The following is a 23,803-nucleotide window of genomic DNA, read 5'->3' as shown; positions in this document are numbered from 1 at the left end:
CAAAGAGTTCTAATGCCCCAGCATATCCAGCAACGTCGCGCCGGTGACCATATTCGCTGTCGAAATCGACAAAATTGGTCATGATCAACGCCCGATCCGCCGCCATCTCCATGGCATCAAGCGTTTTATTCAAGAGATCAGGGATGCCCGTCCCTTTTAGTTTATGGGTTACACCAGACCCTGCATAAATATCGGAGATCTTACCGATAGCGTAGACGTGATGGCCCGCCGCCTGATTACGATCCAAAAGCGTCGGCTCAGGGGGCTGCAAGGCAAAGTCACGACGATTGCCCGTGCGCTTGAAATCGGCAGCGTTCTCGCCCACAAATGGACGAGCGATCACGCGCCCTATGCGCAAAGGCTCCGTCAGTTCGAACGCGACCTTACAGAAATCATAAAGCCGATTAAGACCAAAATGGCTTTCGTGCGCCGCGATCTGGAAGACGCTGTCGACAGAGGTGTAACAAATCGGCATGCCTGTGCGGATGTGTTCTTCACCCAATTCCATCAGCACATCGGTGCCAGAGGCGTGCTTATTGCCCAGAATGCCGGGAACGTCAGTCCGCGCGCAAAGCTCGGCAATGAGATCATCGGGGAAAGCTGGGATGGTTTGGGGAAAGTATCCCCAATCAAAGGACACAGGGACGCCAGCGATTTCCCAGTGACCTGACGGGGTATCCTTGCCCTTTGAGGTTTCGCGCCCCACACCAAATCGCCCGCCCTTAGGCTGTGCGGATAGGCCGGGAGGGGTGACACCGGTGGACAGAGACACCGCTGCGCCAATTCCCATCGCCTCAAGATTTGGTAGGTGCAGAGGCCCTGAACGCAGACCCTGCTGGTCGGCTCGTCCTTCCGCCGCCCACTGCGCGATGTGCCCCAGAGTATTGGCTCCTAAGTCACCATAGTCCGCCGCATCGGGCGCTCCACCGATACCAACACTATCCAGAACACACACTATGGCACGGGGCATAAACTGCTCCTCAACGGCGACCCAATTTCTTGGCTTTAAGAGGGATTGATCCGCTCTGCAATAAGGGGGTGATCCGTGTTTGCGTTCCCAAGCTGATAGGCTGCGCGTAATCGAGCTTCGGCTTCGGCGGCGCTCTTCTCATCGGCAGCGTGAATACGGGCAACCGGGGCTGACGGCCCCAAACTTTGCCCCAAGCCCGCAAGACGATCAAAACCAACGCGATAATCAATCACATCGGCTGGCGTCGAGCGTCCGCCCTTGAGCGCTACCACCGCCATGCCCACGCCCTTGGTATCGATGGCCGCGATAGCGCCCTCACCCTCCGCGAACACGTCGCGCACAATGGGGGCCGCCGCCAAATGCTGGTCCATATTCTCAATAAAATCGATCGGCCCACCAAGGGCTGCCACCATCTGCCCGAACTTTTCGGCGGCGGCACCACTGTCCCAAACGCGGTGTACGGCCGCCGTTGCAGCATCAGGGGTATCCGCCTTGCCGCTCATCAGCACCAGTTCAGCGCAGAGCGCCAGTGTCACGTCACGTAAACGGGGATCAACATGGCTCTTTGTGAGAAACTCGACGGCGTTGCGCACTTCCAGCCCATTGCCGGCAGCACTGGCCAGCGGCTCGTTCATGTCGGTGATCAGTGCACTGGTGCGCAGCCCTGCCCCATTGGCCACTGCCACAAGGCTTTCCGCGAGCTCGCGTGATTTTTCACGGGTGGGCATAAATGCCCCCGTCCCTGTTTTCACGTCGAGCACCAAGGCGCCGAGCCCTGCGGCGAGCTTTTTCGAAAGAATAGACGCGGTGATGAGGGGAATGGATTCCACCGTCCCGGTCACATCGCGAATAGAATAGAGCGTCTTATCGGCAGGGGCGAGATCGGCCGTCTGCCCGATAATGGCGCAACCGACGCTCTTCACGACCTTGCGAAACAAGGCGTTGTCCGGGCTGGTCTGATAGCCGGGAATGGCGTCGAACTTGTCGAGGGTACCGCCCGTATGCCCAAGGCCTCGGCCGGAGATCATCGGTACATAAATGTCGAGTGCCGCCAGAATGGGTGCGAGCATGAGGGAAACATTGTCCCCGACGCCGCCGGTTGAATGCTTATCGGCAATTGGGCCATCAAGATCGGACCAGTCGAGCACAGAGCCACTGTCGCGCATCGCTACGGTGAGGGCCACACGTTCGGCCATGGTCATGCCTTGGAAATACACCGCCATAGCAAAAGCTGCGGCTTGTGCATGTGAGACCGACCCGCCCGTAAATCCGGAAACGAAGGCGGCGATGTCGACACTATCGAGTTCATGTCCATCGCGCTTCAGCGCAATGATTTCTTGCGGCATAAGAGTCATGGGGCGAGCCTATGACAAAGCACTCTTGTATTCCAGATGGATACGAAGTGCTGACGCTACTTTGACGCGGAGCTTGTCCGCAGGTCGTGCAAGGCTTTTCGGGTGTTCTCGAGCATATCGCCAAGAAATTTCACAACGATGCCCCGCTCTTGTTCCCCTAGCGTATCGAAAACATCTGCATTCGCCTCACGCAGATATTGGCGCACGTGCAAAATGCCCTCAGCTGTCGCCGCTGGCCCGAGCGACAAAAGTACAGCACGTCGATCACTCGGATGCGGTGACCGCTGGATGAAGCCCCGCTGCTCCAATCGATTGAGAAGGATGGCCGTCGCCCCTGATGTCAGACCCAGGTTTTCCGCCAATTGCTTGGGAGCCGCCTGCCCTTCTGCATTACGGATATAATAGAGCGCCATGAGATCTGTGGTGTTCAGACCCGCCTGTTCGGCCATCCAACGGTGGATTTGCATGATTTCCGACGACAGTTCGCGGATCAAATCATCGATCGGTAGTTGGACGGGTTCTGTCATATGCGCGCTCATCATTCTAGCTATGCACCAAAGTATCTTTGTTGCATAGCTAAATCAGGTTCACTATGTAACGGGCTCTGTTAAGGAGACATCTACACCATGGCACAGGCTGTGACACCCAGCGAAACCGCGAAATCGTCCTCGACCCCTGCTGCGGATAGCAAGGCGCACCTCTCGGTCATCACGCCAGCCTCTACCGATGAGACTGCGGCCGTCGCCACGGAAGAACCCTCTCCTGAACTCGTCGCTGCCGCCAAAGCGAAACGCAAAAAGGCTGGACGCATCGCGCTCGTCTTGGTGCTGGTGCTCGTCGGCATCTTTGCGTGGTATCCGCTGAGCGATCGTCACGCACCGTTTGCAAGCGCTGGTTCGATCACCGCAGACGTCACCCAAATCGCGGCGCGTGTTGCGGGTCCAGTGACCAAAGTCACCATTCGGGACAATGCATCGGTGAGCGCAGGCGACACGCTTTTCACCATCGACGACACCACCTATCGCATGGATGTCGAGCTGGCGAAGGCTCAGCTCGAACAAGCGCTTAATTCGGTCTCGTCGAACGCCGCCGCTATTCCCGCTTCGCAGGCAAAGCTTGATCAGGCACAGTTGGCGCTCGCCAATGCTGTCGATGAGCTGGATCGTCAGCAACAGCTGCATGCTAAGGGTCTGGTATCGCCCAGCAAGCTGGCACAGGCAGAACTGGCAAAGTCCAATGCTGAGCTGACCGTGCAGGCCGCACGTGCGGATTTGGAACGCACAACGACCGCGAGCGGCGCTGCTGACGCGACCAATCCCAATATCCGTACCGCCCGCGCAAATCTGGAAAAGGCTGAATTCGCTCTCGCCAATACCAAGGTTGTCGCGCCAGCCCATGGCTATGTGACCAATGTCAGCCTCACCGAAGGCCAGTTTGTTGGCGCAGGCGCAGGTGCCCTCACCTTCATCAACCCGGCGACCCAGATGGTTATCGCGGACTTCCGCGAAAATCAGCTGATCAATGTCGAGCCAGGCGATAAGGCGACTGTGGTTTTTGAAGCGGCGCCGGGCAAGAAGTTTTCTGCCACGGTGGAAAGCATAGCTTGGGGCATCAATTCGGGCCGCGCGACCGCCAATGGCCTAGCGCAGCCGACCACCGACACTCGTTGGTTCCCTCCTGCCCGCAAGATCCCAGTGCGTATTGCGCTCGACGATCTTTCCGAACTCCCCGCCAATATCCGTATCGGCTCGGAAGCCAGCGTGTTGATTGATCCTAACGGTGGCTTTATCCCCGCCATCTCGCAGGCTCTCCTGACCATCAATGGCTTCATTTCTGGCCTCAACTAAGAGCCTCGATCCATGGAAGAGTTGCCCCGCGTCAGTGCGCTAGACGATCCCTATTTGGCGCTGCGCACTGCGCTGACGGTCATGATCTGTTTGCTGCTCGCCGAGCCATTGGGCATTACCATGCCCATGCTGCCGGTAGTGATGGCGATGAGCATTATGTCCAACCAGCGCGGTGCGCTGAACCCGCGCACCTTTGCGACGCCTATTGTTCTGCCGATCGTTGGCATCGTGTTCAGCTGGATCGCCGCTGTCACCGTCAACGAGCCGATGGTTTTCACCATCGTCAACATCATCCTTGCCGTTGGCGGCTTGGCTTTGATGGTCATGCGCGGTTCGCGTGGCGGCATGATGCTCACCGTCTTCCCGCTGATGATGGCCATGTCAGCGATCATGAGTGACTATGTGCTCGTCGTCATGCGCGACAGCATGGTTATGGGCGGCCTCGCCTTGGGCATCGCCGTGGTCGGATTGAACCTTTTGTTCCCGCCCACGACCAAAACCGTGCACGTAGAAATGGTGGCCCCGCTGGCCAGCACCCAGGCGGGCAAGCATCTGCTGATCCGCTCGATCATCTATGTTCCGGCCATGATCTGGCTGTTCTCGACCGGCGATATGACCATGATGACCATCGTCATTATGATGCTGTTCGTTTGTGGCGAACCCCGGCGCGGCACGCAGATGAACCAGGTCATCGACCGTGGTGGTGGCACTGTGGTTGGCGCAGGCATCGCCGCTGGTGTCCTGATGATTTACAGCATGATCCCGGAAATGCCGGTGCTCGTGCTGCTCTGCACAATCATCACCTATTACCTCGTCGATAAGATGACGACCGGTAAGCAGCGCCCGCTGATCTATCAGTACACCTGCTCGGCAGCGCTAGTGATGATCCTGCAGTCGACCACCGGTGGTGTCGACGCGCTCGAAGCGGTGTTGCAGCGTATCGTTATGACTGGCGGCGCGATGCTGGCGGCCATTCTGATACTGGCTCTGCTCGAAGCACTCTTGCTCGATCCGGACGAAGAACTGCCATCCGAGCTGCGCCCTGCCTAGTCTAATAAATACAAACGCACGGGCGGTTTTGCTGCCCGTGCGATAATCCCTTTTGCTTCAAGATCGAGCTGCACGGCCTTGACCCACCACCCGGCCTTTTCGCCACCGGGAAACAGGTCTTGCGGCAGCTTTGGCTTAACAGCCGCGATCAGTTCGCTCACCGATATGCCCGGCGCTTGGCTCGGCAAAACAGCCAAGACCACCTCACGCACAGCTGCGAACTTTGTGGCATCCACTCGATAGGTCTTGCCGGGTTGGCCGACATTCTCGATTTCGATCTTGTCGGCCATGTTTGTTACGCTCCGTAGGGGATCCAGACGTTTTTGATCTGGGTGGCTTTGCCTAGGAAATACTCGCCTGAGAAGCGAGGATGAGCCAGATCAAAATCAAAGCCCCGCGTCGTCCAAGTTTGCTTCACATTGCCCGCCGAGGCTTTTTCGACCATGGCCGAGCCTTCGGCGGGGCCAGCGAACCACACCCCATCAACGCCGTCGTGCTCAGCCAAAGTTTTGGCCAATGCAACGCTATCGCCCGTGACGATGTTGATGACGCCTGCTGGCACGTCCGAGGTTTCGAGAACTTGATAGAAGTCCGTCATCGAAAGCGGCGAGCGTTCCGAGGGAACCAGAACCACGCTATTGCCCATGGCAAGCGCCGGCGCAATCAGCGCGATAGAGCCAAGCAGTGGACGCGACGGCGGCGCGATAATGCCCATCACGCCCAATGGCTCAACCATGGCCGCAGCCACAGCCCGCATCGGCGGATTGTGCACCGCCCCATCGTATTTGTCCGCCCAGCCTGCAAAGGCAAAAAGACGTTCGATCGAGAGATCGACCTCTTCGCCACCATCAACGCCTGTCTGCGCCTTGATCCGCGCCGCAAATTCATCGCGACGGTATTCGAGATTTTCAGCAAGGAAATAGAGGATTTGCGCGCGGGTATGGGCCGCGGTTGTGCCCCAGCTCAGAGCACTGCGGGCCTTTTCGACAGCGTTGCGAATATCCTTGCGATTGCCGTCGCCGACCTCACCCATCAACTCGCCCTTCGGCCCAAGCACCGGACGGTTGTAGGCGCTATCGGGCCGCGCCTGCTTGCCGCCGATATACATTTTGGCCGTCTGGTCGATCCTGCCATCAAGCGGGTTCTTCGTGCCTGTCGCCGCAATGGCTGGCACGGCCTCAGCTTTCTTGAGGTCTTTTTCCCAGTTTGGCTTGAGGTAGGCACCCATGCCTTCGCGTCCGCCTTCGCGGCCAAAGCCAGATTCCTTATAGCCGCCAAAACCAACCGCCGCATCGAACTGGTTGGTGCCATTGATCCAGACCACACCGGCCTTGATCTTCGGCGCAATATCGAGCGCGAGGTTGACGTTCTCAGTCCACACCGTCGCCGCCAGCCCGTAGCGCGTGTTGTTCGCCAGCGCGATTGCCTCGTCCGGCGTGCGGAAGCTCATCGCCACCAGCACTGGGCCAAAGATTTCTTCGGCAACAAGTGTGTTAGCAGGCGACACATTCGTCACCAGAGCCGGCTTTAAGAAGCAGCCCTTTTCCGGCAGGGCCCCATCAGCTTCGTACACGACCGCGCCTTCAGCCACGCCGCGCTTCATCAAATCGCGGATGCGCTCCACCTGCACAGGCGCAACCAGCGCACCAATGTCGATGGACTTATCCAGCGGATCGCCGACCCGCAGTTTTGCCATGCGCGCCTTCACCTTGGCGATGAAGCGCTCTTCAATGCTCTCCTGCACGAGGAGGCGCGAGCCCGCGCAACACACTTGGCCCTGATTGAACCAAATGGCTTCCACCAGACCCTCGACTGCGCTGTCGAGATCAGCATCTTCAAAAACGATGTAAGGCGATTTACCGCCCAGCTCGAGCGACAGGCCCTTGCCCGAACCCGCCGTTGCCTCGCGGATGATCTTGCCCACTTCGGTCGAGCCGGTGAAGGCGATCTTATCAACGTCCGGGTGATTGACGATAGCGGCACCCGTGTCGCCTTCGCCGGTGACGATATTGACCACACCCTTGGGCAGGCCAACGCGGTCGCAAATATCGGCAAAGAGCAGCGCCGTCAGCGAGGTGAACTCAGCTGGTTTGAGGACCACCGTATTTCCCGCCGCCAGCGCCGGAGCCACTTTCCACGCCAGCATCAGCAGCGGGAAATTCCACGGAATGATCTGCCCACACACACCATAAGGCGCGTGATCGGGGAACTCGCGGTCCAGGTGAGTGGCCCAACCGGCGTGGTGATAGAAATGGCGCGCAACCAGCGGAATGTCCGCATCGCGGCTTTCACGGATCGGCTTACCATTGTCCATGGTTTCGAGCACGGCAAAGATGCGACTGTGCTTCTGGATCATGCGCGCGATGGCATATAGATATTTGCCGCGCTTGTAGCCCGAAAGCTTGCTCCAGCCGCCGAACGCCTTGCGTGCAGCCTTCACCGCCCCATCAACATCCTCAGCCGTACCGTCAGTAATATCGGCGAGCTTTTGTCCATTGGCCGGATTGGACGAGGCAAAAACTTTGCCCGGCGCAGTCCATTCGCCATTGATGAAATGGCCAAATTTGGGCCCCTTGGCGTCGAGCCAAGCATTGGCCTGATCCGCCCCTTCTGGCGCGGGACCATATTCAAGGCTTTCAAAGATTTGAGCGATCTTGTTCATGGGTGCAAAAATCCTCAAACCAAAGGCTGGCGGTAGTCGGCGGCGTAATGGCCAGTGAGGCCATGCTCCAGCTGCCGTTCAATGTCGGTGAGCAAGCTCGACGCCCCAAAGCGGAAGAGGTGCGGTTGCAACCATTGATTGCCCAACTCCTCCTTCATCAGCGCCATATATTTGAGCGCATCGCCAGCCGTCGAAATCCCGCCTGCAGGCTTATAGCCAATCTCAATACCGGTCTCTTCGGCAAACCAGCGGATCATGCGGATCATCGACAAGGAGGTCACAAGGTCAGCATTGACCTTTTCCTTGCCGGTCGAGGTTTTGATGAAATCAGCCCCTGCCAGCATACAAACGAGCGAAGCCTTCGCGACATTGGTCTGCGTTGCCAGCTCACCCGTGCCCAAAATGGTTTTGATATGCGCATCGCCACAGGCCTTGCGGAAAGCGCGGACCTGATCATAAAGCGCCTGCCAATCGCCGCGCAGAACCATGCCGCGCTCGATGACGATGTCGATTTCCTCAGCACCGTCTTTAACCGACGCTTCGATCTCGGCAATCTTGGTGTGGACCGGTGCCAGACCATGCGGAAAGCCGGTCGACACCGCCGCAACAGGAATGCCCGTGCCTTCGAGCGCTTCGACGGCGGTTTTGACAAAGGTGTGGTAGACGCAAACTGCGCCGGGCAGAATACGCAAATCTTGCACGCCCAGCTTTTCGACGATATCCGCGCGCAGTGGCTTACGAGCCTTAGCGCAGAGGCGCTCGACGCGCGCTGGCGTATCGTCAGAGTTGAGCGTTGTCAGGTCGATCATGGTGATCGCCTTGAGCAGCCAAGCGAGCTGATAATCCTTCTTCACCGTCCGTCGCGCCCCGATGGAGTTGGCGCGGCGTTCGAGTGCCGAACGGTTCATGCGAACGCGTTCGACCCAATCGAGGTCGAGAGCAAAGCCGGGGTTGCGCTTGTGGGCCGGATGCGACGTCGAAGCGTCGACAACTTTGAGGCTCATAGCTCCTCCTTAAGGGGCAGTCCCCCTACTGGTTCGGACAAAACGCGTCCGTATGCGTTAGCGGCCCAAAAACGCCGGGCCAAAACTATGTGGCAACAGCTGTTCCAGCGTCTGCACCAGTGGCGTTCCGTCAACGCCGTGTGAAATCACTTCCACATCGAGATCGGCGAACTCGCGAATACGCTGGCGGCAAGCGCCGCAGGGTGTCACTGGGGTAACGCCGGGACCCGTGACATAGATGCGCTGAATACGTTTGCCGCCGCCAGCAATCATGGCCGCAATAGCGCTGGGCTCAGCGCAATTGCCGACCGGATAGGAGGCGTTCTCGATATTGCAGCCAGAGTAAATCTTGCCGTCATCGGCCAGAATGGCCGCACCAACGTGAAAGTTGGAATAGGGCGCATAGGCCTTGCCGCGAACCGCTTCGGCTGCCGCGAACAGGGCCTTATCGTTTTCAGACAGAGACATTGGCAAATTGCGCCAGCCTTACGGCTAGCGCTCCTTGGTGTAGGGAATGCCCGAAGCCTTTGGAGCCACGGCGCGACCGACAAAACCGGCAAGAAGAATGACGGTAAGGATGTAGGGCAGAGCCTGAATGGCCTGCACCGGCACCTCGCCAATGATCGGGAAGACCTGCCCCTGAATACGGAACTGTACCGCATCAAGGAAGCCGAACATCAAGCACACCAGCAGAGCTGGGCCCGGACGCCATTTGGCAAAGATCAGTGCTGCCAGAGCAATATAGCCTCGGCCCGCCGACATATTGTTGTTGAACCCAGCCGACTGCGCAATCGAGAGATAAGCGCCGCCAATACCCACCAGAACTGCCGTGATGATCAGCGCCTGATAGCGCAGACGCGTCACCGAAATCCCGGCCGTATCAATCGCCTTGGGGTTTTCGCCCACGGCGCGAAGACGCAGGCCAAATCGCGTTCGGAACAACACCCAAGCCGTCACCGGAACGGCGATGAAGGCGAAATAGGTGATGATGTTATGGCCCGAAATCAGCTCATTGTAGATCTGACCGATAACAGGGACACCCTTCAACTCTTCCGCAAACGGCAGGGTGATGGGGTTAAAACGCTGATCGCCCGAAAGCTGAGGCGTATACCCGCCGCGCTTAAACCAGGATTGGCCCAAGAAGGTGGTGAGGCCCGCAGCGAGGAAGTTGAGCGCCACGCCCGAAATCGCCTGATTGCCCTTAAAGTTGATCGAGGCGAGGCCGTGAATGCCCGAAAACACCAGCGCAGCACCGATGCCGGCGAGCAGGCCGAGCCAAGCAGAGCCGGTGACCGCCGCTGTGGCAGCGGCAGCAAAAGCGCCCGCCAGCAACTTGCCTTCCAAGCCAATATCAACAATGCCCGCACGCTCTGAATAGAGCCCGGCCAAACAGGCCAGGATCAGTGGCACGGCCAGTCGGGTGGTGGAGTCGAGGACGAGTGTTAGATCGACGATAAACTGATCCATCACTTACCTCCCGCCGGAGCCGCTGATCGCGTCAGCAATCGCGCCAGTGGCGCGCGCAGCATGTCGCCCATCGCGCCGGTAAACAGAATAACGAGCGCCTGAATGGTGACGATCATCTCGCGGGTAATCCCCGGCATGGTGAACGCCAGCTCCTGGCCGCCCTGATACAAAATGCCGAACAATAGCGCGGAAAGCCCAACCCCGATTGGATGCGCGCGCCCCATAAAGGCCACCGCCACACCCACAAAGCCCGCGCCGTTGACGAAGTTGAGGATCAGACGCCCCTGCACACCCCCAACATTGTTGACCGCAACCATTGCCGCCAAAGCGCCAGCCATGGCCATGACGATCATGATCAGCTTCTGGTTGGAAATCCCGGCATAGGCCGCAGCCACCGGATTGGCACCGAGCGAGCGGACCGCATAGCCAAACTTGGTGCGCCAGACCAACCAATAAACGAACACCAGCGCGATCAGCGCGAGGAAGAACGTCAGGTTCACCGGCGAGTTTTTAAAGAGTTCGATAAAGGTGCGCAGCTGCGGCACGCGCGTGATCGCTTCAAGCGGCGCGCTTTCGTCCGAGTTCACACCTTCAGGCTTCAATTGCTTGGAGATGATGTAGCTCATCATCGAGGTGGCAATGAAGTTAAAGAGGATGGTCGTGATAACGATGTGACTGCCGCGCTTGGCTTGCAGATACCCCGGCACAAACGCCCAAGTCGCGCCAAACATAGCCCCCGCGATGATCATCATCGGGAACATGATCGCCCAGTGCGTTCCGTTGAACGCCAGACCGATCAGGATAACCCCGAGACCGCCCACATAGGCCTGCCCTTCAGGCCCGATGTTAAAGAGGCCCGCGTGATAGGCCAGCGAAACCGCTAGCCCGGCAAAGATAAAGTCGGTCGTGTAGTAGAGCGTATAGCCAAAGCCCGAGCCGTAGCCAAAGGCGCCGTAGAGCATGATGCGCACGGCTTCGAGCGGATTTTGCCCCACAGCCAGCACGATCAGCCCGCCCACAAGGAAGGCGAGTACGACGTTGAGAACAGGGAGCAGCATAACGTCTGCCCAACGTGGCAAGGCGTTCATCAGTTGGTCTCCCTGCCGGTATTATTCTTTGGCGACATCTGCACCAGCGTCTGCTGGATCGGCGTCTCATGCGCGGGCAAGCTGCCCGCTTCGCTAACCACTTGGTCGGCGTGCGAACCGGTCATCAACAAGCCAAGCTCGGTTTCATCCGCCGTTGCGGGATCGGCTTCGCCAACAATATGGCCGTCGAACATCACGAGGATACGGTCGGCCAGCGACCGGATTTCGTCCAGTTCCACCGAGACGAGCAGGATAGCCTTACCCGCGTCGCGCATTTTGATGATCTGGTTATGGATAAACTCAATCGCGCCGATGTCGACGCCGCGCGTCGGCTGACCAACGATCAACACGTCCGGATCGCGCTCCATTTCACGGGCAAGGACAATCTTCTGCTGATTGCCACCGGAGAAATTAGCTGTCTTGAGATCCAGATCGGCCGGGCGCACGTCAAATTTCTTAACGTAAGCTTCTGCCGTTTCGCGTGCTTTTTTGATGTCGAGGCTAAGGCCAGAACCATAGGTGTTCTGATAGCCCAAAATCGCGTTTTCCCAAGCGGAGAACTGGGTCACGAGCCCCATGCGCAGACGATCTTCCGGAACGTGCGCTAGGCCCGCTAGGCGCGCCCGCGCTGCCCCGTCATCGCCTTCAAGCGAGAGCGGCTTGCCATTAACCAGCACCTGACCGCCGAGTTGGTCGCGCATGCCGGCGATAGATTCGAGCAACTCCGATTGCCCATTACCCGCCACACCCGCGATGCCGACGATTTCGCCCGCACGGATTTGGAAGGAGACGTTCTTGACGCGTGGAACCTTGAAATCGTCGGTGACGATCAGGTTCTGCACTTCAAGCATAACCTTACCCGGATTGGCCGGACCCTTCTCTACGCGCAGCAAGACGCGACGCCCCACCATCAGCTCGGCGAGCTGTTCAGGCGAGGTATCAGCGGTCTTGAGTGTTTGGACCATCGATCCTTGGCGCATAACCGAGACTTCGTCGGTAATGGCCATGATCTCACGCAGCTTGTGCGTGATCAAAATGATGGTTTTGCCTTCGGCACGCAGCTTTTCGAGAATGCGGAACAGATGGTCCGCTTCGGCTGGCGTCAACACGCCCGTCGGCTCGTCGAGAATGAGCGTCTCGGCACCGCGATACAGCGCCTTCAAAATTTCGACGCGCTGCTGCTGCCCAACCGAGAGATTTTCGACAATCGCATCGGGGTCAACTTCAAGCCCATAGTCGCGTGCAAGCGCCTTAAGCTGGTCACGCGCCTTGTTGAGCGAAGGTTTGAGGAATGCCGAGTCCTCGGCCCCCAATACGATGTTCTCTAAAACTGTAAAATTATCCACCAGCATGAAGTGCTGGTGCACCATGCCAATGCCGAGCGCCAAAGCGTGGCGACTATCGGTGATGGAATGGGCCACGCCGTTAACGCGGATCTCTCCGCTGTCAGCAGTGTAAAAGCCATATAGGATTGACATCAGTGTCGACTTGCCAGCGCCATTCTCGCCAACGATGCCGTGCACCGTACCGCGCCTGATGGCCAGGTCGATGTCTCGGTTCGCGTGAACCGCACCGAAGTGTTTGTTGATCTTGCTCAGCTCAATTGCGAGCGAGGTGTCAGCGGCCCTTTCGGGCCGCTGAGCATTATGAGAGTTCAGATTAGTCATGGCTCAGCCCTGACCTCACTTGTAGGTCTTAAAGGGCTGGGCAGGTCTTGTCGGTACGGCTGTCGTGAACAACAACAGCGCCAGAGATAATGTCAGCAGTGGCCTTTTCGACAGCTGCCTTCATTTCCGGAGTGATCAGCGAAGCATTGTTATCGTCAAATGCTGCACCAACACCTTCTTCAGCCAGACCAAGAGTGATCAGACCTGGAGCCCAGGTACCGTCTTCAACGCCCTTCATGGCATTGTAAGCAGCAACGTCAACGCGCTTGAGCATCGAAGTCAGAACCGAACCTGGATGCAGGTGGTTCTGGTTGCTGTCCACGCCGATGGACCACTTGCCAGCGTCAGCTGCTGCCTGCAGCACGCCTGCGCCTGCGCCACCAGCAACCTGGAAGACAACGTCTACGCCCTGATCAAGCTGGGACTTTGCAACTTCGGTTGCCTTGCCCGGATCGTTGAAGGCTTCAAAGCCGGTGCCGACATAAGTCTTGATGACTTCGATGTCTGGGTTAACCGACTTGGCGCCCTGTGCGTAGCCGCAAGCAAATGCGTCAAGCAGGTCGAAGTTGAACGCTGGGATCACGCCAACCTTGCCGCTCTTGGACTGCATCGCAGCCAAGATACCGACGAGGTACGAACCCTGTGGCTCTTCAAAGACAACAGACTGAACGTTCGGCAGGTCAACGACGGTGTCGATGATGGTGAACTTGGTGTCTGGGAAGTCTGGAGCCACCGCACGCAGTGCAGTTTCCCACGAGAAGCCCGGAAGCACGATCGGGTTGTTGCCGCGCGAAGCGAACTGGCGCACGGCCTGCTCACGCTGCGCGTCGCCCGAAATTTCCAAGTCCTGATAGGCGCCGCCTTCAGCCTTGAACTTTTCAGCGCCGTTATAGGCTGCTTCGTTGAACGACTTATCGAACTTACCGCCGCCGTCATAGACGAGAGCGCCGTCAGCGAAGGCTGCACCGGCCAACAGAGCGCTCATTGCAACGCCGCCAGCGATAGCTTTGGTGAGGGTCGAGATTTTCATCGAGTTCTTTCTCCCTGTGCAGCATACCAACTGGGCCCCTTCGCCACAGGTATGGATGCGCTAAGAGGGGATAAAATCGTGCAATCCAGTTCCAAGCAATAGGAAACTCGTAGAATCTTTTCCAGCTGGTCAAATTTAAGGCATTTGCTCACGCAAATTGCTGAAAATGCTTAAATTCTCTACCGTCAATTACCAGCGCGCCAATATTGCCTCGAACAGCGCGCCTAGTCCTAGGTCGCCATAAAGCGTTACCACCACAGCCAAAGCGGCGATTGCATAGAGCGCGAGACTATCGCGGGAGTGTGTGGACATGACAGAATCTACAATAGAAGCTCGGGGCTTTACCCCTACTTGCTACCGCGGGGCGAAATCATGTCCAAAACCCGCTCGATTTCCGCAGGGTTAAGAACGCGTTAACGCGCTTCAGTTGGCGGCGTGAGGGCGGTAATTTCGGCACCCATCGCCGTTGCGAAGCGCTCGAAAAATCCATCAATAATCTTTTGAGCGGAATTGCCGATCAAAGCCTTTCCAAGCTTCATAATCTGCCCTGAAGCGCCGCCCTGCGCGGTAAATTGCAGGATCGTGGCGTCGCCATCATCGGCCAGCGAAATGTCCGCTGCGCCTTCCGCTAGGCCCATGAACCCGCCCTTACCCTTGCCAGAGAGCGTGTAATTGCGTGCCACATCGACGTTAGACAACGACAGCTCGCCTTTAAAGCTGGGCTTCATAACGCCAAGATTGACCGCGATGGCCATGTCCAGCGTGGACGGACCAGACCATTCGATAAAGCTGCACCCCGGAATCGCGGCCTTCAGCACTTCTGGATTGTTGAGCGCTGTCCACACTGCCGAGCGCGACGCTTCGATACGATATCGACCACCAAAATCCATCTCAATCGCGTCCTTTTGTTGGCTTGGCAGGCGCACGGATAAAATTGTCCGCAACCGCACTCTTTACGTGCGTCTTTTTCGCACCAATATCGGGTAAATAGTTGGGACCAGCACACGTTGCAATTGTCTTGCTTTGATGTTGCCGTATGAGAGTCCCATCAGGAGTGAACGGCGGTATGCCTACGAGCCCGCTTAGCGAGGAATGCCAGATATGACTGACCCAGCCACCACTGCCACTGCGACCCAGGCGAATGCGATGACTGCGCTCACCGAGAAGCCTTTGCAGTATCTTGATAAAGCAGTGAACGCGATCCGCGATCTGGGCATTTGGCCCGAGCAACAAGGCGAACAGCCGATCACCTCGCTTCTCGCTCAGATTACCGAGCTCGATGAAACACGCGTCATTCTGATTGGCCGCACCCTGAGCCAGGCCTCCGCATTCAACGAAGTTGTCCGCCAGCAGGTGGCAGCAATGCAGATCGGTGAGCGCTACGAAGACATCACCAAGGGTTTCGATTCTATCCGCGACGACGCCAAGAAAATGGTCGATCAGTTGCAGGACAATAAAATCGACCTGCTCGAACGCGCTTCCAACGTGTGGATGAAGGTTAGCCGCGGCGACATCGCTTCCCGCTTTGACAAGATCCGCGACACTTATCTGACCGTGTCGAAGGACACCAAGGATCAGATCGACCGCGAACAGACCATTTTGGAAGCCTACCGCGATTTCCGCGGCGCGCTAAAACAGTCTGAAGTTATGGCGCTCGAAGTGCTGCACACCGCTGAACAGCGCTTGGAAGAAAAGAAAAATATCCTGCAGAAGGCGGCTGAAGAGCTTGCCTCTTATGCCGGCGAAACGCCTGCTGATCGCGCCCGCCTCGAAATGGCGCGCGACGAGCGTCTGCGTGAAATGCAGAACGAAGAAAAGCGCTATCAGATTGCCAAGGACCTCTCGGACAATCTGACGATTTCTTACAACACGTCCGAAGTGGTGATGGCCCGTCTCATGCAGACGACCAACGCTAAGGAACGTGTCTATCAGCAGTCGATCTCGTTCTTCTCGACCAATGAAACCGTGCTCACCGCGCTCTCGGCTTCGTTCACCGGCATGTTCGGCCTGCACGAATCCACTGCAACGCTGAATGCGATGAAGGAAGGCATGTCCAAGAGCCTCGAAGCGCTCTCGGAAATCGGTGACAAGGTTCAGGAAGAAGCTGTCCGCGCCGGTTACGGTCCTACCATCCGCGCCGATGCCGTTCAGAAGCTCGTCGACTCTGTCGTAAACTTCCAGGAAAAAAGCCGCACCATTATCAATGAGATGCGTGTAGCTTCGACCAAGAATTCGGCAGAAATTCGCGACGCCGTTGAAGATGGCAAGCGTCGTCTGGCCACCTTGGCAACCGAAGGCAACGCATTGCTTTTGGAAACCCGCAACTAAGATAGAACGGGCAAGGCTCGCCAATGAGTGAGGGAACGGCCAAATCGGCTGTGCAACTGGATGAAGTCATGCTGGCGATGGACGTGGTCGACACGCTCCGTCACCGGCAGGATTTGGTGACACGTGAACTGGATGGAGCCGCCCGCGAACGGCAGCTCATCGAGCGCTTGCGTTCCCTCTATCATGCACAGGGCATTGAAGTTCCCGATCGCATTCTCAAGGAAGGCGTTTCGGCCCTCGCTGAAAGCCGCTTCACCTACGAGCCACCTGCGCCGAGTTTTAAAACCACGCTGGCGCGGCTTTATGTGTCCCGCAAAAAATGGGGTCGGCCCGTGGCGGCCCTCCTCGTTGCAGCGATCGTTGCTGCTATTGGATATTTTGGCATCTACCAGCCGTTCCAGCACGGCCAGGCCGAACAAGCGCGCCTAGAGGTCGCTCAAGGCTTGCCGGCGCAGATGGAAGCTCTGCGCCAGACAATCTTTGAAGAAACCAAGGTTCAGCAAGCCGTCGTTCGCGCGGATGACCTCCTCGCTCGGGGTCAAGCGTTTGCCGAGGAAGGCAATCGCGAAGGCGCCGAAGATGCTGTTGAACGCTTGACTGCGCTGCGTGATCAGCTGCGCCAAGCTTACACTTTGCGCATCGTCAATCGCGCTGATGCGGACTCTGGGTTCTGGACAACGCCCAACAATACCAGCGACGCGACCAATTGGTATGTGGTGGTCGAAGCCATCGACATCGACGGCAATCCCCTGACCCTACCCATTGCGAACGAAGAAAATGGCGAGATCGAACAGGTCTCGATGTGGGGCGTCCGCGTGCCTTCAACGGTTTATTCTGCCGTGGTTGCCGATAAGCGCGACGACGGCCTCATCCAAGCCAACACCGTTGGCCGCAAATCCAGCGGCTTTCTTGATGTTGAATATACAATGCCCGTTCTGGGCGGCACGGTAACTCGGTGGTAGGCGCATGAGCATTCGCGGCCCACAAGCTCTGGCCAGCCTCGAAGAGGCAATGCGCGACATTCGCCGCGAGGAAGACGAGATCTCCCGGCGCGTCGCCCGCACGTCTGAACGCATCACCAAACTGCGCGAAGCCGAGGCAGAATATTTCCGCCAGCTCGCCAAGCTTCGCCTTGATCCCAAAATTCAGGCCGAACTCGATGGCGAGATCACCGCCGCCGAACGCAAGGCGCGCGATGTGCTCAAGGGCCATGCCCGCGACGTCACCAAGGCAGAGACCTCGCTCAAGGCCATAGAAGACAATCGCTCCAAACTGCTCGAACACCGTTCAGCAGCACTCCGCCTGCTTGAAGACAAGCTAGAAAACCTCACTGCGCTCACAGCCAAGCTCGCGCAGCAAATTGCCAGCGATCCGCAATTTATCGCCAAGCGTCAGGAAACCGAAGAGCTCGATCATATCGCCGAAGAGGCGCTCAAAAAGACAGAACAGGCTGAAGCGGACCGCGAAGCCAAGGGCAAGCCTTACCGCGACGACCCGCTGTTCATCTATCTGTGGGACGCTGGCTACGGCACCTCCACGTATAAGGCCAGCGGCCTCATCCGCTATCTTGATGGGCTTGTCGCTCGGCTCATCGGCTTTACCAAGGCCCGCCCGAACTACCACATGCTCAATGAACTCCCCTTGCGTTTGCGTGAGCACGCTGAACTGCAAGAGGAAAATGTGCGGGCCGCCGAGGCCGAACTGGCCGCGCTTGAAATTGCAGCCATCGATGCGGCTGGCGGCGCGCCGTTACGCGATGCTGTCGAAACCACGCAAGCCGAGATCACCAAACTCGACGAGCAGATTGTTGCCCTCGAAGATCAGCGCGACGCTGCAGCCAACGCCCTGCGCAGTCTGGCTGAAGGGGAAGACCCTGAGTTCGTCCGGGCAGCAACCGATCTTGCCGCCGCTCTCGCGCGCGAAGACATCCGCACGCTCCTGGCCGAAGCGCGTCGCACTCGCACCGCTCAAGACGACACGATCGTCGGTCAGATCGACGAAACCCGCACCCGCCTCGGCGAAGAAGAAACCGAGAGCAAAGAACAGCGCGCACGGCTCAAGACCTTAGCAGAGCGCCGTCGCGAGCTTGAAGATATTCAGTGGGAATTCAAAAAGCAGCATTTTGACGATCCCGGCTCGAGCTTTAGCCAAGATCGACTTGTCGGGGACATGCTCACCGAGTTCCTCAAGGGCGGAATTTCGGCCGCGGCCTATTGGGACCAATGGCGGAAAAGCCAAAACTGGGCGCCGGGCAGCGAATGGGGTTCGGGCTACAAAAGCACCCGCCGCGCTGGCACCAACAAAAGCCCCTGGGGCAACGGCGGTGGCTGGCCAGATAACAGCTTTGGTGGCGGCGCAGCCCCGCGAAAGCCCACGCCCGGTGGCTTTGGTGGCGCTTGGGGTGGTGGCCTTGGCGGCGGCTCTGCTGGGGGCGGTTTCTCGCGGCCTCGTGGCGGCGGCAGCGCTGGCGGCGGTCTCTCATCGGGCAACCGCAAATCCAGCAGCGGATTTAAAACCGGGGGCAGGTTCTAGCCTCCCCGGCATTATGATTAGTTGGCTGGTGGCGTTGCCATCAGCTCCCACACATTGCCTTCGGTGTCTTCGAAATAGGCCGAATTGCCCCATTCAGACTCGGTATTGCCGACGATAATCGTCCCGCCCGCGACCAAAACACGGTCGAGAATGGTGTCGATTTCAGCAGCGTTTTCGGCACGATGGCTGAGCACAAAGCTCGGCGTTCCCGCCACATAGTCACCCTTGCCCGCAGTCTCGGCGATCTCCTTGCGCGGATAGAGCGCGAAGGTGAACTTGTCGTCGAAGAAGAACGCAACATTGTCTTCGCCAGCGCCAATCTGATCGTCCGGCAGGTCGAACAGGGCGCGATAGAAGGCGAAGGCACGCTCAAGATCATCAACGCCAATGGTGATGATCGAAATAGAAGGCTTCATAGGGCTTATGCCTTGTCTGTGATGGTGAAGAGCGCCTCGAACTGGCCCTCTTCAATCCGCGCTGCGGCGATAACAGCCTGAGTGCGGCTATCGACGTCGAGCTTTTGCAAAATGGCCGAAACGTGGGCCTTAACCGTCGCCTCAGAAATCGTCAGCTCGTAGGCGATTTGCTTGTTCATCAAACCATCGCTGAGCATCATCAGAACGCGGACCTGCTGTGGGGTGAGCGTTGAGAGACGCTTCATCAAAGCTGAGTGATCGTCGTCGCCGCCAAGTTCGGTACCGGCAGGGACGAACACTTCGCCGGACAGCACGGTTTCAATGGCCCGACGAATTTCCGTGGGGCCAACAGACTTGTGCAAATAGCCCGAAGCGCCCAGCTCAAAGGCCCGACGCACCACGGTCGAATCTTCCACAGCGGAAATGATCATCACCGGAATATCTGGGTATTGTGCGCGCAGCAGCAGCAGCCCGGAAAAGCCCCGAACGCCCGGCATATTGAGATCGAGCAGCACCAGATCGCAATCGCGATCAGCATCGAGCGCCGAACTTAACCCATTGAGGTCACCGGCTTCTTCCACGGTCACTGTAGCGTCGCCACCAGCCAATGTCTGCCGCAATGCGGCCCGAAATAGCGGGTGATCATCGACGATTATGATGCGACGGCGAGTCATATAGTCAGCTCCTGCCCTGCTGGACAATGTCCCGTAAGTACACGGTTTTCATATCTGCGGGGATGGTTATTCCATGAATCCTTAACGGCTTCTTTACCATGTTTTCTCAAGAGTGGCCTTTATACCTTCGTGCGACTCGCGCGATGTGCGTTTCGTTGTAACAGGACCTGCGATGCCCCGTGCATACACAAACTCGGACTTCGCCAATCTGGTGAACGACCCCGGTGCAGGGGACCTACAAGCACTTCGCGGTGAGCTTCTCGCCCTGCTCGACAAGGTTGAGAGCCACTACGTGCCGCCTGAACCCGAGCCCGCAGTCTCCACACTTCAGGGCCTGGCGCGCCGCGTACAGGACCTGCACGACCAAGTCTCGCGCCCCGAACCCGTCTCACGTCGCGAAGAAGCCTTGCGCTCCGTACAGCGCACCGTCGAACGTTTCAACGAACGCGAAACCCAATCCAACGCTCTATTTGACGATGATCTGACCGCAGCCATCGCCGAAATCCGCCATCGCCAGGGTCCGACGACCGCAGCGCCGCAAGCGCGCCGCGCGCCCGAATTCCCCGAACTGCGCGAGTTGGGCTCGCTCGTTGGCGGTATGAGCCAACGTCTCGAACGCCTCGAAAGCGAGCTCAAGAGCCAGCGCCACAATGGTGCGCAGGTGAACGAGGTTGCCAGCCAAGTTGAACAACTCACCCAGGTCGTGGAGTTGATCGCTGGCGCAGTCGGCGAAACCGGTCAGGTCAAACGCCTAGAAGCGCAGATTGCAGCGCTCGGCGTGATGATCGAACGTGGCCCGCGCGCGGACATGTCGGTTTTGAGCCGTCGCATGGATGATGTGTCGGTCACCGTCGGCAAGCTCGCCGAGTTGCAGGCCGAGCAGATGGAGCGCGAGCTGATCCGCGAAGAGCGCCGGGCTGTGGAAGCACAGTCCACGCTGGGCGCAGAAAGCCTGCTCCCGTCCATGCACGCCATCGAGCAGAGCGTGCGTAACGTCTACGATCGGATTGATACGATCGAGCGCAATGTCGCGCTCTCATCGACCGATTTTGACCGTCTCACCAGCGAGATGGCGTCCTTCACCAATGCCCTTCAAACCGGCGTAGGCTCGCCCCAGGTTTTAGTAGAGCGTGTGGAGCTTCTGGCTCAGCGTTTGGAAGCCGTTGACACCTCAAACGGCGAGGTCGAAGCCCTCAAGGTTGAAATCGTCGGCCTTCGCAATGCGGTACTATCCGGGCTTGAACCACGCTTCTCGCGCATCGAAGACCAGATCGACGCTCTCAATAGCCGCATCACTCCGGTCGACACCTCTGCTGTCGAAACCCAGCTGCGCGCCCTGATGGATCGCATGGACGAGGCCAGCGCTCAGATTGACGCGCTCAGCCGCGCGTATGAGCAGCAGGACGTCTCAATCGACTATACCTCGCTGGCCGATATGGTAGCCGAACGGACGTCTCAGGCCATTGCAAAGGCTGGCCCTGCCGCGACGGCTGCGCAGGACGCCAATCTGTCCGCGCTCGAAAAGCGCATGACGGCGCTGCTCAACACCGCAGGCAAAGAAACAGCCGAACGCCTCGCGCGGTTGGAAGTCACTCTGTCAAACCGTCAGTTTGCACCAGCTGTTGCTCCTGCTCCGGCTCCGGTAGCCTTCGTAAAAACCCCTGCGTCCAGCGCAAGGGATTTTGACGCCGACGACGCCTTTGAGCAGGCTGTTTCTGACAAGGCTAACGCCACCAGCTCAAAGCTTGAAGCCATTCTCAGCAGCCTCGGCGCCACCAAGAATGACGCAATGCCGATCAATCCGGCGGAAGACGCGCCACTGGTCGATCAGAGCCTAAAGCTGGCGGAAGTCCCGCAGAAGCGGATGACGCAATCGCGGATGCGCGCCGAAACTGTCGCCGCCGAAGCGCCTAAGTTTGATCCGTCGACGGTCACCCCACCACCACGCCCACAGTCAAGTCTGGCCAGTGACCCAAAGCCCGGCTTTGCCGATGAGACGCGCGCGTCGGTCACTAAGGAGCTTGAAGCGGCTCCGTCAGTGTCGAGCACCAGCACATTCGTGGCGGCAGCACGCCGCGCCCAGCGCGCCCGTCAAGACGAAACGCCAGAGGATGCGGATAGCATCATCGGCAAAGCTCTGGCCTTTGTGCTCCCGCGTCGGGAAGCCGAGCTCCCAGATCGCGTCGTGCCCCCCACTGTTATTGAAACAGCGGCACCAGCACCCGCAGCGCCAAAGCGCGCGATCTTCCGCGCCCGTCTCAAGGACAAACCTGAAGAGGCACCGGTAGCGCTTGACGACGCCGAAAGCGCGGACGAAACCGTCACGCATCAGAATGTTCTGCGGCGCTATCGCCGGCCAATTCTGCTGGCCACAGCTTTGACAGCCGTATCATTGCTCGCGATCAATCTGGTCTTGCAGCGTGCCGAGCCGACCTCGGTTGCGCAAACTCCAGCGCCCGCTGTGACTGCCCCTGAAAATGCGGCCCCGGTCACGGTCCTCACCGATCCGACCCCTGCAGCAGGTCTCTCCGACACGCTAACGGCGCCGAATATGAGCGAGATGATCGACCCGACATCGACCGGCTCGATCAATCCAGGCGCTCCCATGAGCTTCTCACGCCCAAGCGTCCTGCCAGACATCACCATGCCGCCGCCGCTGGCGGAAGCTCCGGTTTCGACCGCAGCACCCGATCCGATTTTGACGGCAGCTCTCAATCCTGCCGAAACCATGCGCGATGCTTTCGCCCTACCAGCCGAAGGCGTTGGCCCACTTGAGCTGCGCCAAGCCGCTGCCTCGGGCAATGCTCAAGCGCAATACGAAGTCGCTGCCATTTACGGCGAAGGGCGCGGTGTACCGACGAATGCCGCTGAAGCCATCAAGTGGTACGAACGCTCGGCAGCCCAAGGCTTCGTTCCCGCGCAGTATCGTCTCGGCAATCTCTACGAGATGGGAACTGGCGTCGAAAAGAGCCTCGAACAGGCCAAGCTCTGGTATCAGCGCGCCGCCGATGGCGGTCACCGCATGGCGATGCACAACCTCGCCGCGCTCTATGCTGGCGGCCATATGGGCGGCCAGCAGTTTGAGCTTGCTGCAGAATGGTTCGAACGTGCCGCCAATCGCGGCATGGTCGATAGCCAGTTCAATCTCGGCATGCTCTATGCGCGCGGCTTGGGCGTCGAACAGAATTTCGAACAGTCCTACAAATACTTCTCCCTCGCCGCTCTCTCGGGCGACAAGGACGCAGGCCTAGCCAAGACCGACATCGTGCGCTCCCTGTCCGCAGATGCGGTTCAGCGCGTCGATGCTGAGCTGCTCACCTGGAAGCCCGCACCGCTGGTTTTGGCAGCGAACTTTGCGCCAATTGGCACGTGGTCTACCGCGTTTGAAGTTGGCGATGCAATCACTGCGGAGGAAACGGTCAAACGCGTCCAAGTCGCTTTGACCAAGCTCGGTTTTGATGTGGGAACGCCGGACGGCAAGTCTGGGCCACAAACCGTCGAGGCGATCCGCGCGTTCGAACGGGCAACCGGAATGAGCGAAAGTGGCGAGGTCAATCCACGATTGCTCGCTGTTTTGGGCAGCCAGCCCGTTTAATCAACGCCGACCCTGTGTCGATTTGATCACAGCCTCGTCCTCACCGGATGAGGCTGTAAGTTTTTATGCTCGATTTTACTGGCTCTTACCTTTCTGTTGACAGACGTCCCCTTAGGAT

At 58.4% G+C, this 23,803-nt stretch carries 20 protein-coding genes and 1 pseudogene (1 of these 21 cut by a window edge); 6 read left to right on the top strand and 15 right to left on the bottom strand.

Annotated features, from left to right (window positions below; all coding sequences use genetic code 11):
• The 3 genes in view from H4N61_RS01470 to H4N61_RS01460 are tightly spaced (at most 56 nt apart) and all read right to left on the bottom strand, a layout consistent with a single transcriptional unit that may run on beyond the window.
• A protein-coding gene (locus H4N61_RS01470) for a phosphopentomutase (RefSeq protein ID WP_169196145.1) crosses the window boundary here: on the bottom strand, positions 1 to 970 show its 5' portion. Its footprint begins 248 nt before the window's first position; 970 of the gene's 1,218 nt are visible here — the first part of the coding sequence; it begins with the start codon at positions 968 to 970; its stop codon lies off the left edge, out of view.
• Between the two features lie 35 nt (positions 971 to 1,005).
• Positions 1,006 to 2,325 carry a thymidine phosphorylase gene (gene deoA, locus H4N61_RS01465; protein ID WP_169196146.1) on the bottom strand — a complete coding sequence of 440 codons (1,320 nt, stop codon included), beginning with the start codon at positions 2,323 to 2,325 and terminating at the stop codon, positions 1,006 to 1,008.
• A gap of 56 nt (positions 2,326 to 2,381) precedes the next feature.
• Entirely contained in the window at positions 2,382 to 2,852 is a 471-nt protein-coding gene (locus H4N61_RS01460) for a MarR family transcriptional regulator (protein ID WP_182394796.1), read from the bottom strand.
• Between the two features lie 99 nt (positions 2,853 to 2,951).
• Between H4N61_RS01460 and H4N61_RS01455 the strand changes: the two genes are divergently transcribed.
• Together H4N61_RS01455 and H4N61_RS01450 are read left to right on the top strand one after the other, a co-directional pair.
• Positions 2,952 to 4,172: an HlyD family secretion protein gene (locus tag H4N61_RS01455; protein ID WP_169196148.1), complete on the top strand. Its 1,221-nt coding sequence runs from the start codon at positions 2,952 to 2,954 to the stop codon at positions 4,170 to 4,172.
• Positions 4,173 to 4,184: 12 nt separating this feature from the next.
• Entirely contained in the window at positions 4,185 to 5,222 is a 1,038-nt protein-coding gene (locus H4N61_RS01450) for an FUSC family protein (RefSeq protein WP_169196149.1), read from the top strand.
• On the opposite strand, the gene H4N61_RS01445 is transcribed toward H4N61_RS01450, so the two are convergent.
• The 10 genes and pseudogenes from H4N61_RS01445 to H4N61_RS01405 all read right to left on the bottom strand — a co-directional run bounded on the left by H4N61_RS01445 (position 5,219) and on the right by H4N61_RS01405 (position 15,066).
• A complete protein-coding gene (locus H4N61_RS01445; protein ID WP_169196150.1) occupies positions 5,219 to 5,512 on the bottom strand; it encodes a hypothetical protein in 294 nt (97 codons plus the stop codon). The two genes, H4N61_RS01450 and H4N61_RS01445, sit on opposite strands and share 4 nt — an antisense overlap.
• 5 nt (positions 5,513 to 5,517) lie before the next feature.
• The gene (locus H4N61_RS01440; protein WP_182394795.1) at positions 5,518 to 7,884 is read right to left on the bottom strand and encodes an aldehyde dehydrogenase family protein; all 2,367 of its coding nucleotides are present in this window, start codon (positions 7,882 to 7,884) and stop codon (positions 5,518 to 5,520) included.
• 14 nt (positions 7,885 to 7,898) lie between these two features.
• Positions 7,899 to 8,888: a deoxyribose-phosphate aldolase gene (gene deoC / locus H4N61_RS01435; RefSeq protein ID WP_182394794.1), complete on the bottom strand. Its 990-nt coding sequence runs from the start codon at positions 8,886 to 8,888 to the stop codon at positions 7,899 to 7,901.
• A gap of 57 nt (positions 8,889 to 8,945) precedes the next feature.
• Positions 8,946 to 9,350 carry a cytidine deaminase gene (locus tag H4N61_RS01430; protein WP_182395893.1) on the bottom strand — a complete coding sequence of 135 codons (405 nt, stop codon included), beginning with the start codon at positions 9,348 to 9,350 and terminating at the stop codon, positions 8,946 to 8,948.
• Positions 9,351 to 9,380: 30 nt separating this feature from the next.
• Positions 9,381 to 10,355, bottom strand: a complete 975-nt coding sequence (locus H4N61_RS01425; RefSeq protein ID WP_169196153.1) for an ABC transporter permease — start codon at positions 10,353 to 10,355, stop codon at positions 9,381 to 9,383.
• Positions 10,355 to 11,443, bottom strand: coding sequence for an ABC transporter permease (locus tag H4N61_RS01420; protein WP_182394793.1), 1,089 nt, complete (start codon positions 11,441 to 11,443; stop codon positions 10,355 to 10,357). Before H4N61_RS01420 ends, H4N61_RS01425 begins: the two co-directional genes overlap by 1 nt.
• Before the next feature lie 116 nt (positions 11,444 to 11,559).
• A pseudogene (locus tag H4N61_RS01415) lies at positions 11,560 to 13,110 on the bottom strand (ABC transporter ATP-binding protein); the annotation flags it as partial.
• A gap of 28 nt (positions 13,111 to 13,138) precedes the next feature.
• Complete coding sequence (locus H4N61_RS01410; RefSeq protein WP_248306058.1) at positions 13,139 to 14,095, bottom strand: BMP family ABC transporter substrate-binding protein; 957 nt, start codon at positions 14,093 to 14,095, stop codon at positions 13,139 to 13,141.
• Between the two features lie 234 nt (positions 14,096 to 14,329).
• On the bottom strand, positions 14,330 to 14,452 hold the full coding sequence (locus H4N61_RS18440; RefSeq protein WP_282567613.1) for a hypothetical protein: 123 nt from the start codon (positions 14,450 to 14,452) through the stop codon (positions 14,330 to 14,332).
• Between the two features lie 101 nt (positions 14,453 to 14,553).
• The gene (locus H4N61_RS01405; RefSeq protein WP_169196157.1) at positions 14,554 to 15,066 is read right to left on the bottom strand and encodes a carbon monoxide dehydrogenase subunit G; all 513 of its coding nucleotides are present in this window, start codon (positions 15,064 to 15,066) and stop codon (positions 14,554 to 14,556) included.
• A 220-nt stretch (positions 15,067 to 15,286) separates the two neighbouring features.
• On the opposite strand from H4N61_RS01405, the gene H4N61_RS01400 reads away from it, so the two are divergent.
• Genes H4N61_RS01400 through H4N61_RS01390 form a run of 3 tightly spaced genes read left to right on the top strand, consistent with a single transcriptional unit; the run spans position 15,287 to position 19,000 of the window.
• Complete coding sequence (locus tag H4N61_RS01400; RefSeq protein WP_182395891.1) at positions 15,287 to 16,468, top strand: cell surface protein; 1,182 nt, start codon at positions 15,287 to 15,289, stop codon at positions 16,466 to 16,468.
• A gap of 23 nt (positions 16,469 to 16,491) precedes the next feature.
• Positions 16,492 to 17,430: a DUF6384 family protein gene (locus H4N61_RS01395; protein ID WP_169196158.1), complete on the top strand. Its 939-nt coding sequence runs from the start codon at positions 16,492 to 16,494 to the stop codon at positions 17,428 to 17,430.
• 4 nt (positions 17,431 to 17,434) lie between these two features.
• The gene (locus H4N61_RS01390; protein WP_182394791.1) at positions 17,435 to 19,000 is read left to right on the top strand and encodes a hypothetical protein; all 1,566 of its coding nucleotides are present in this window, start codon (positions 17,435 to 17,437) and stop codon (positions 18,998 to 19,000) included.
• Positions 19,001 to 19,017: 17 nt separating this feature from the next.
• Here H4N61_RS01390 and H4N61_RS01385 read toward each other — a convergent pair whose 3' ends face one another.
• Both H4N61_RS01385 and H4N61_RS01380 read right to left on the bottom strand, forming a co-directional pair.
• Positions 19,018 to 19,416, bottom strand: a complete 399-nt coding sequence (locus tag H4N61_RS01385; protein WP_169196160.1) for a VOC family protein — start codon at positions 19,414 to 19,416, stop codon at positions 19,018 to 19,020.
• Between the two features lie 5 nt (positions 19,417 to 19,421).
• Positions 19,422 to 20,090: a response regulator transcription factor gene (locus H4N61_RS01380; RefSeq protein WP_169196161.1), complete on the bottom strand. Its 669-nt coding sequence runs from the start codon at positions 20,088 to 20,090 to the stop codon at positions 19,422 to 19,424.
• A gap of 172 nt (positions 20,091 to 20,262) precedes the next feature.
• Between H4N61_RS01380 and H4N61_RS01375 the strand changes: the two genes are divergently transcribed.
• Positions 20,263 to 23,685: a peptidoglycan-binding protein gene (locus H4N61_RS01375; protein WP_182394790.1), complete on the top strand. Its 3,423-nt coding sequence runs from the start codon at positions 20,263 to 20,265 to the stop codon at positions 23,683 to 23,685.
• Positions 23,686 to 23,803: the final 118 nt, after the last annotated feature.

The sequence above is a fragment of the Devosia sp. MC521 genome (genome assembly GCF_014127105.1).
Taxonomy (GTDB): domain Bacteria; phylum Pseudomonadota; class Alphaproteobacteria; order Rhizobiales; family Devosiaceae; genus Devosia.
The sequence above is the reverse complement of the archived record's forward strand: the minus strand, read 5'-3'. Positions and strand labels throughout refer to the sequence as shown.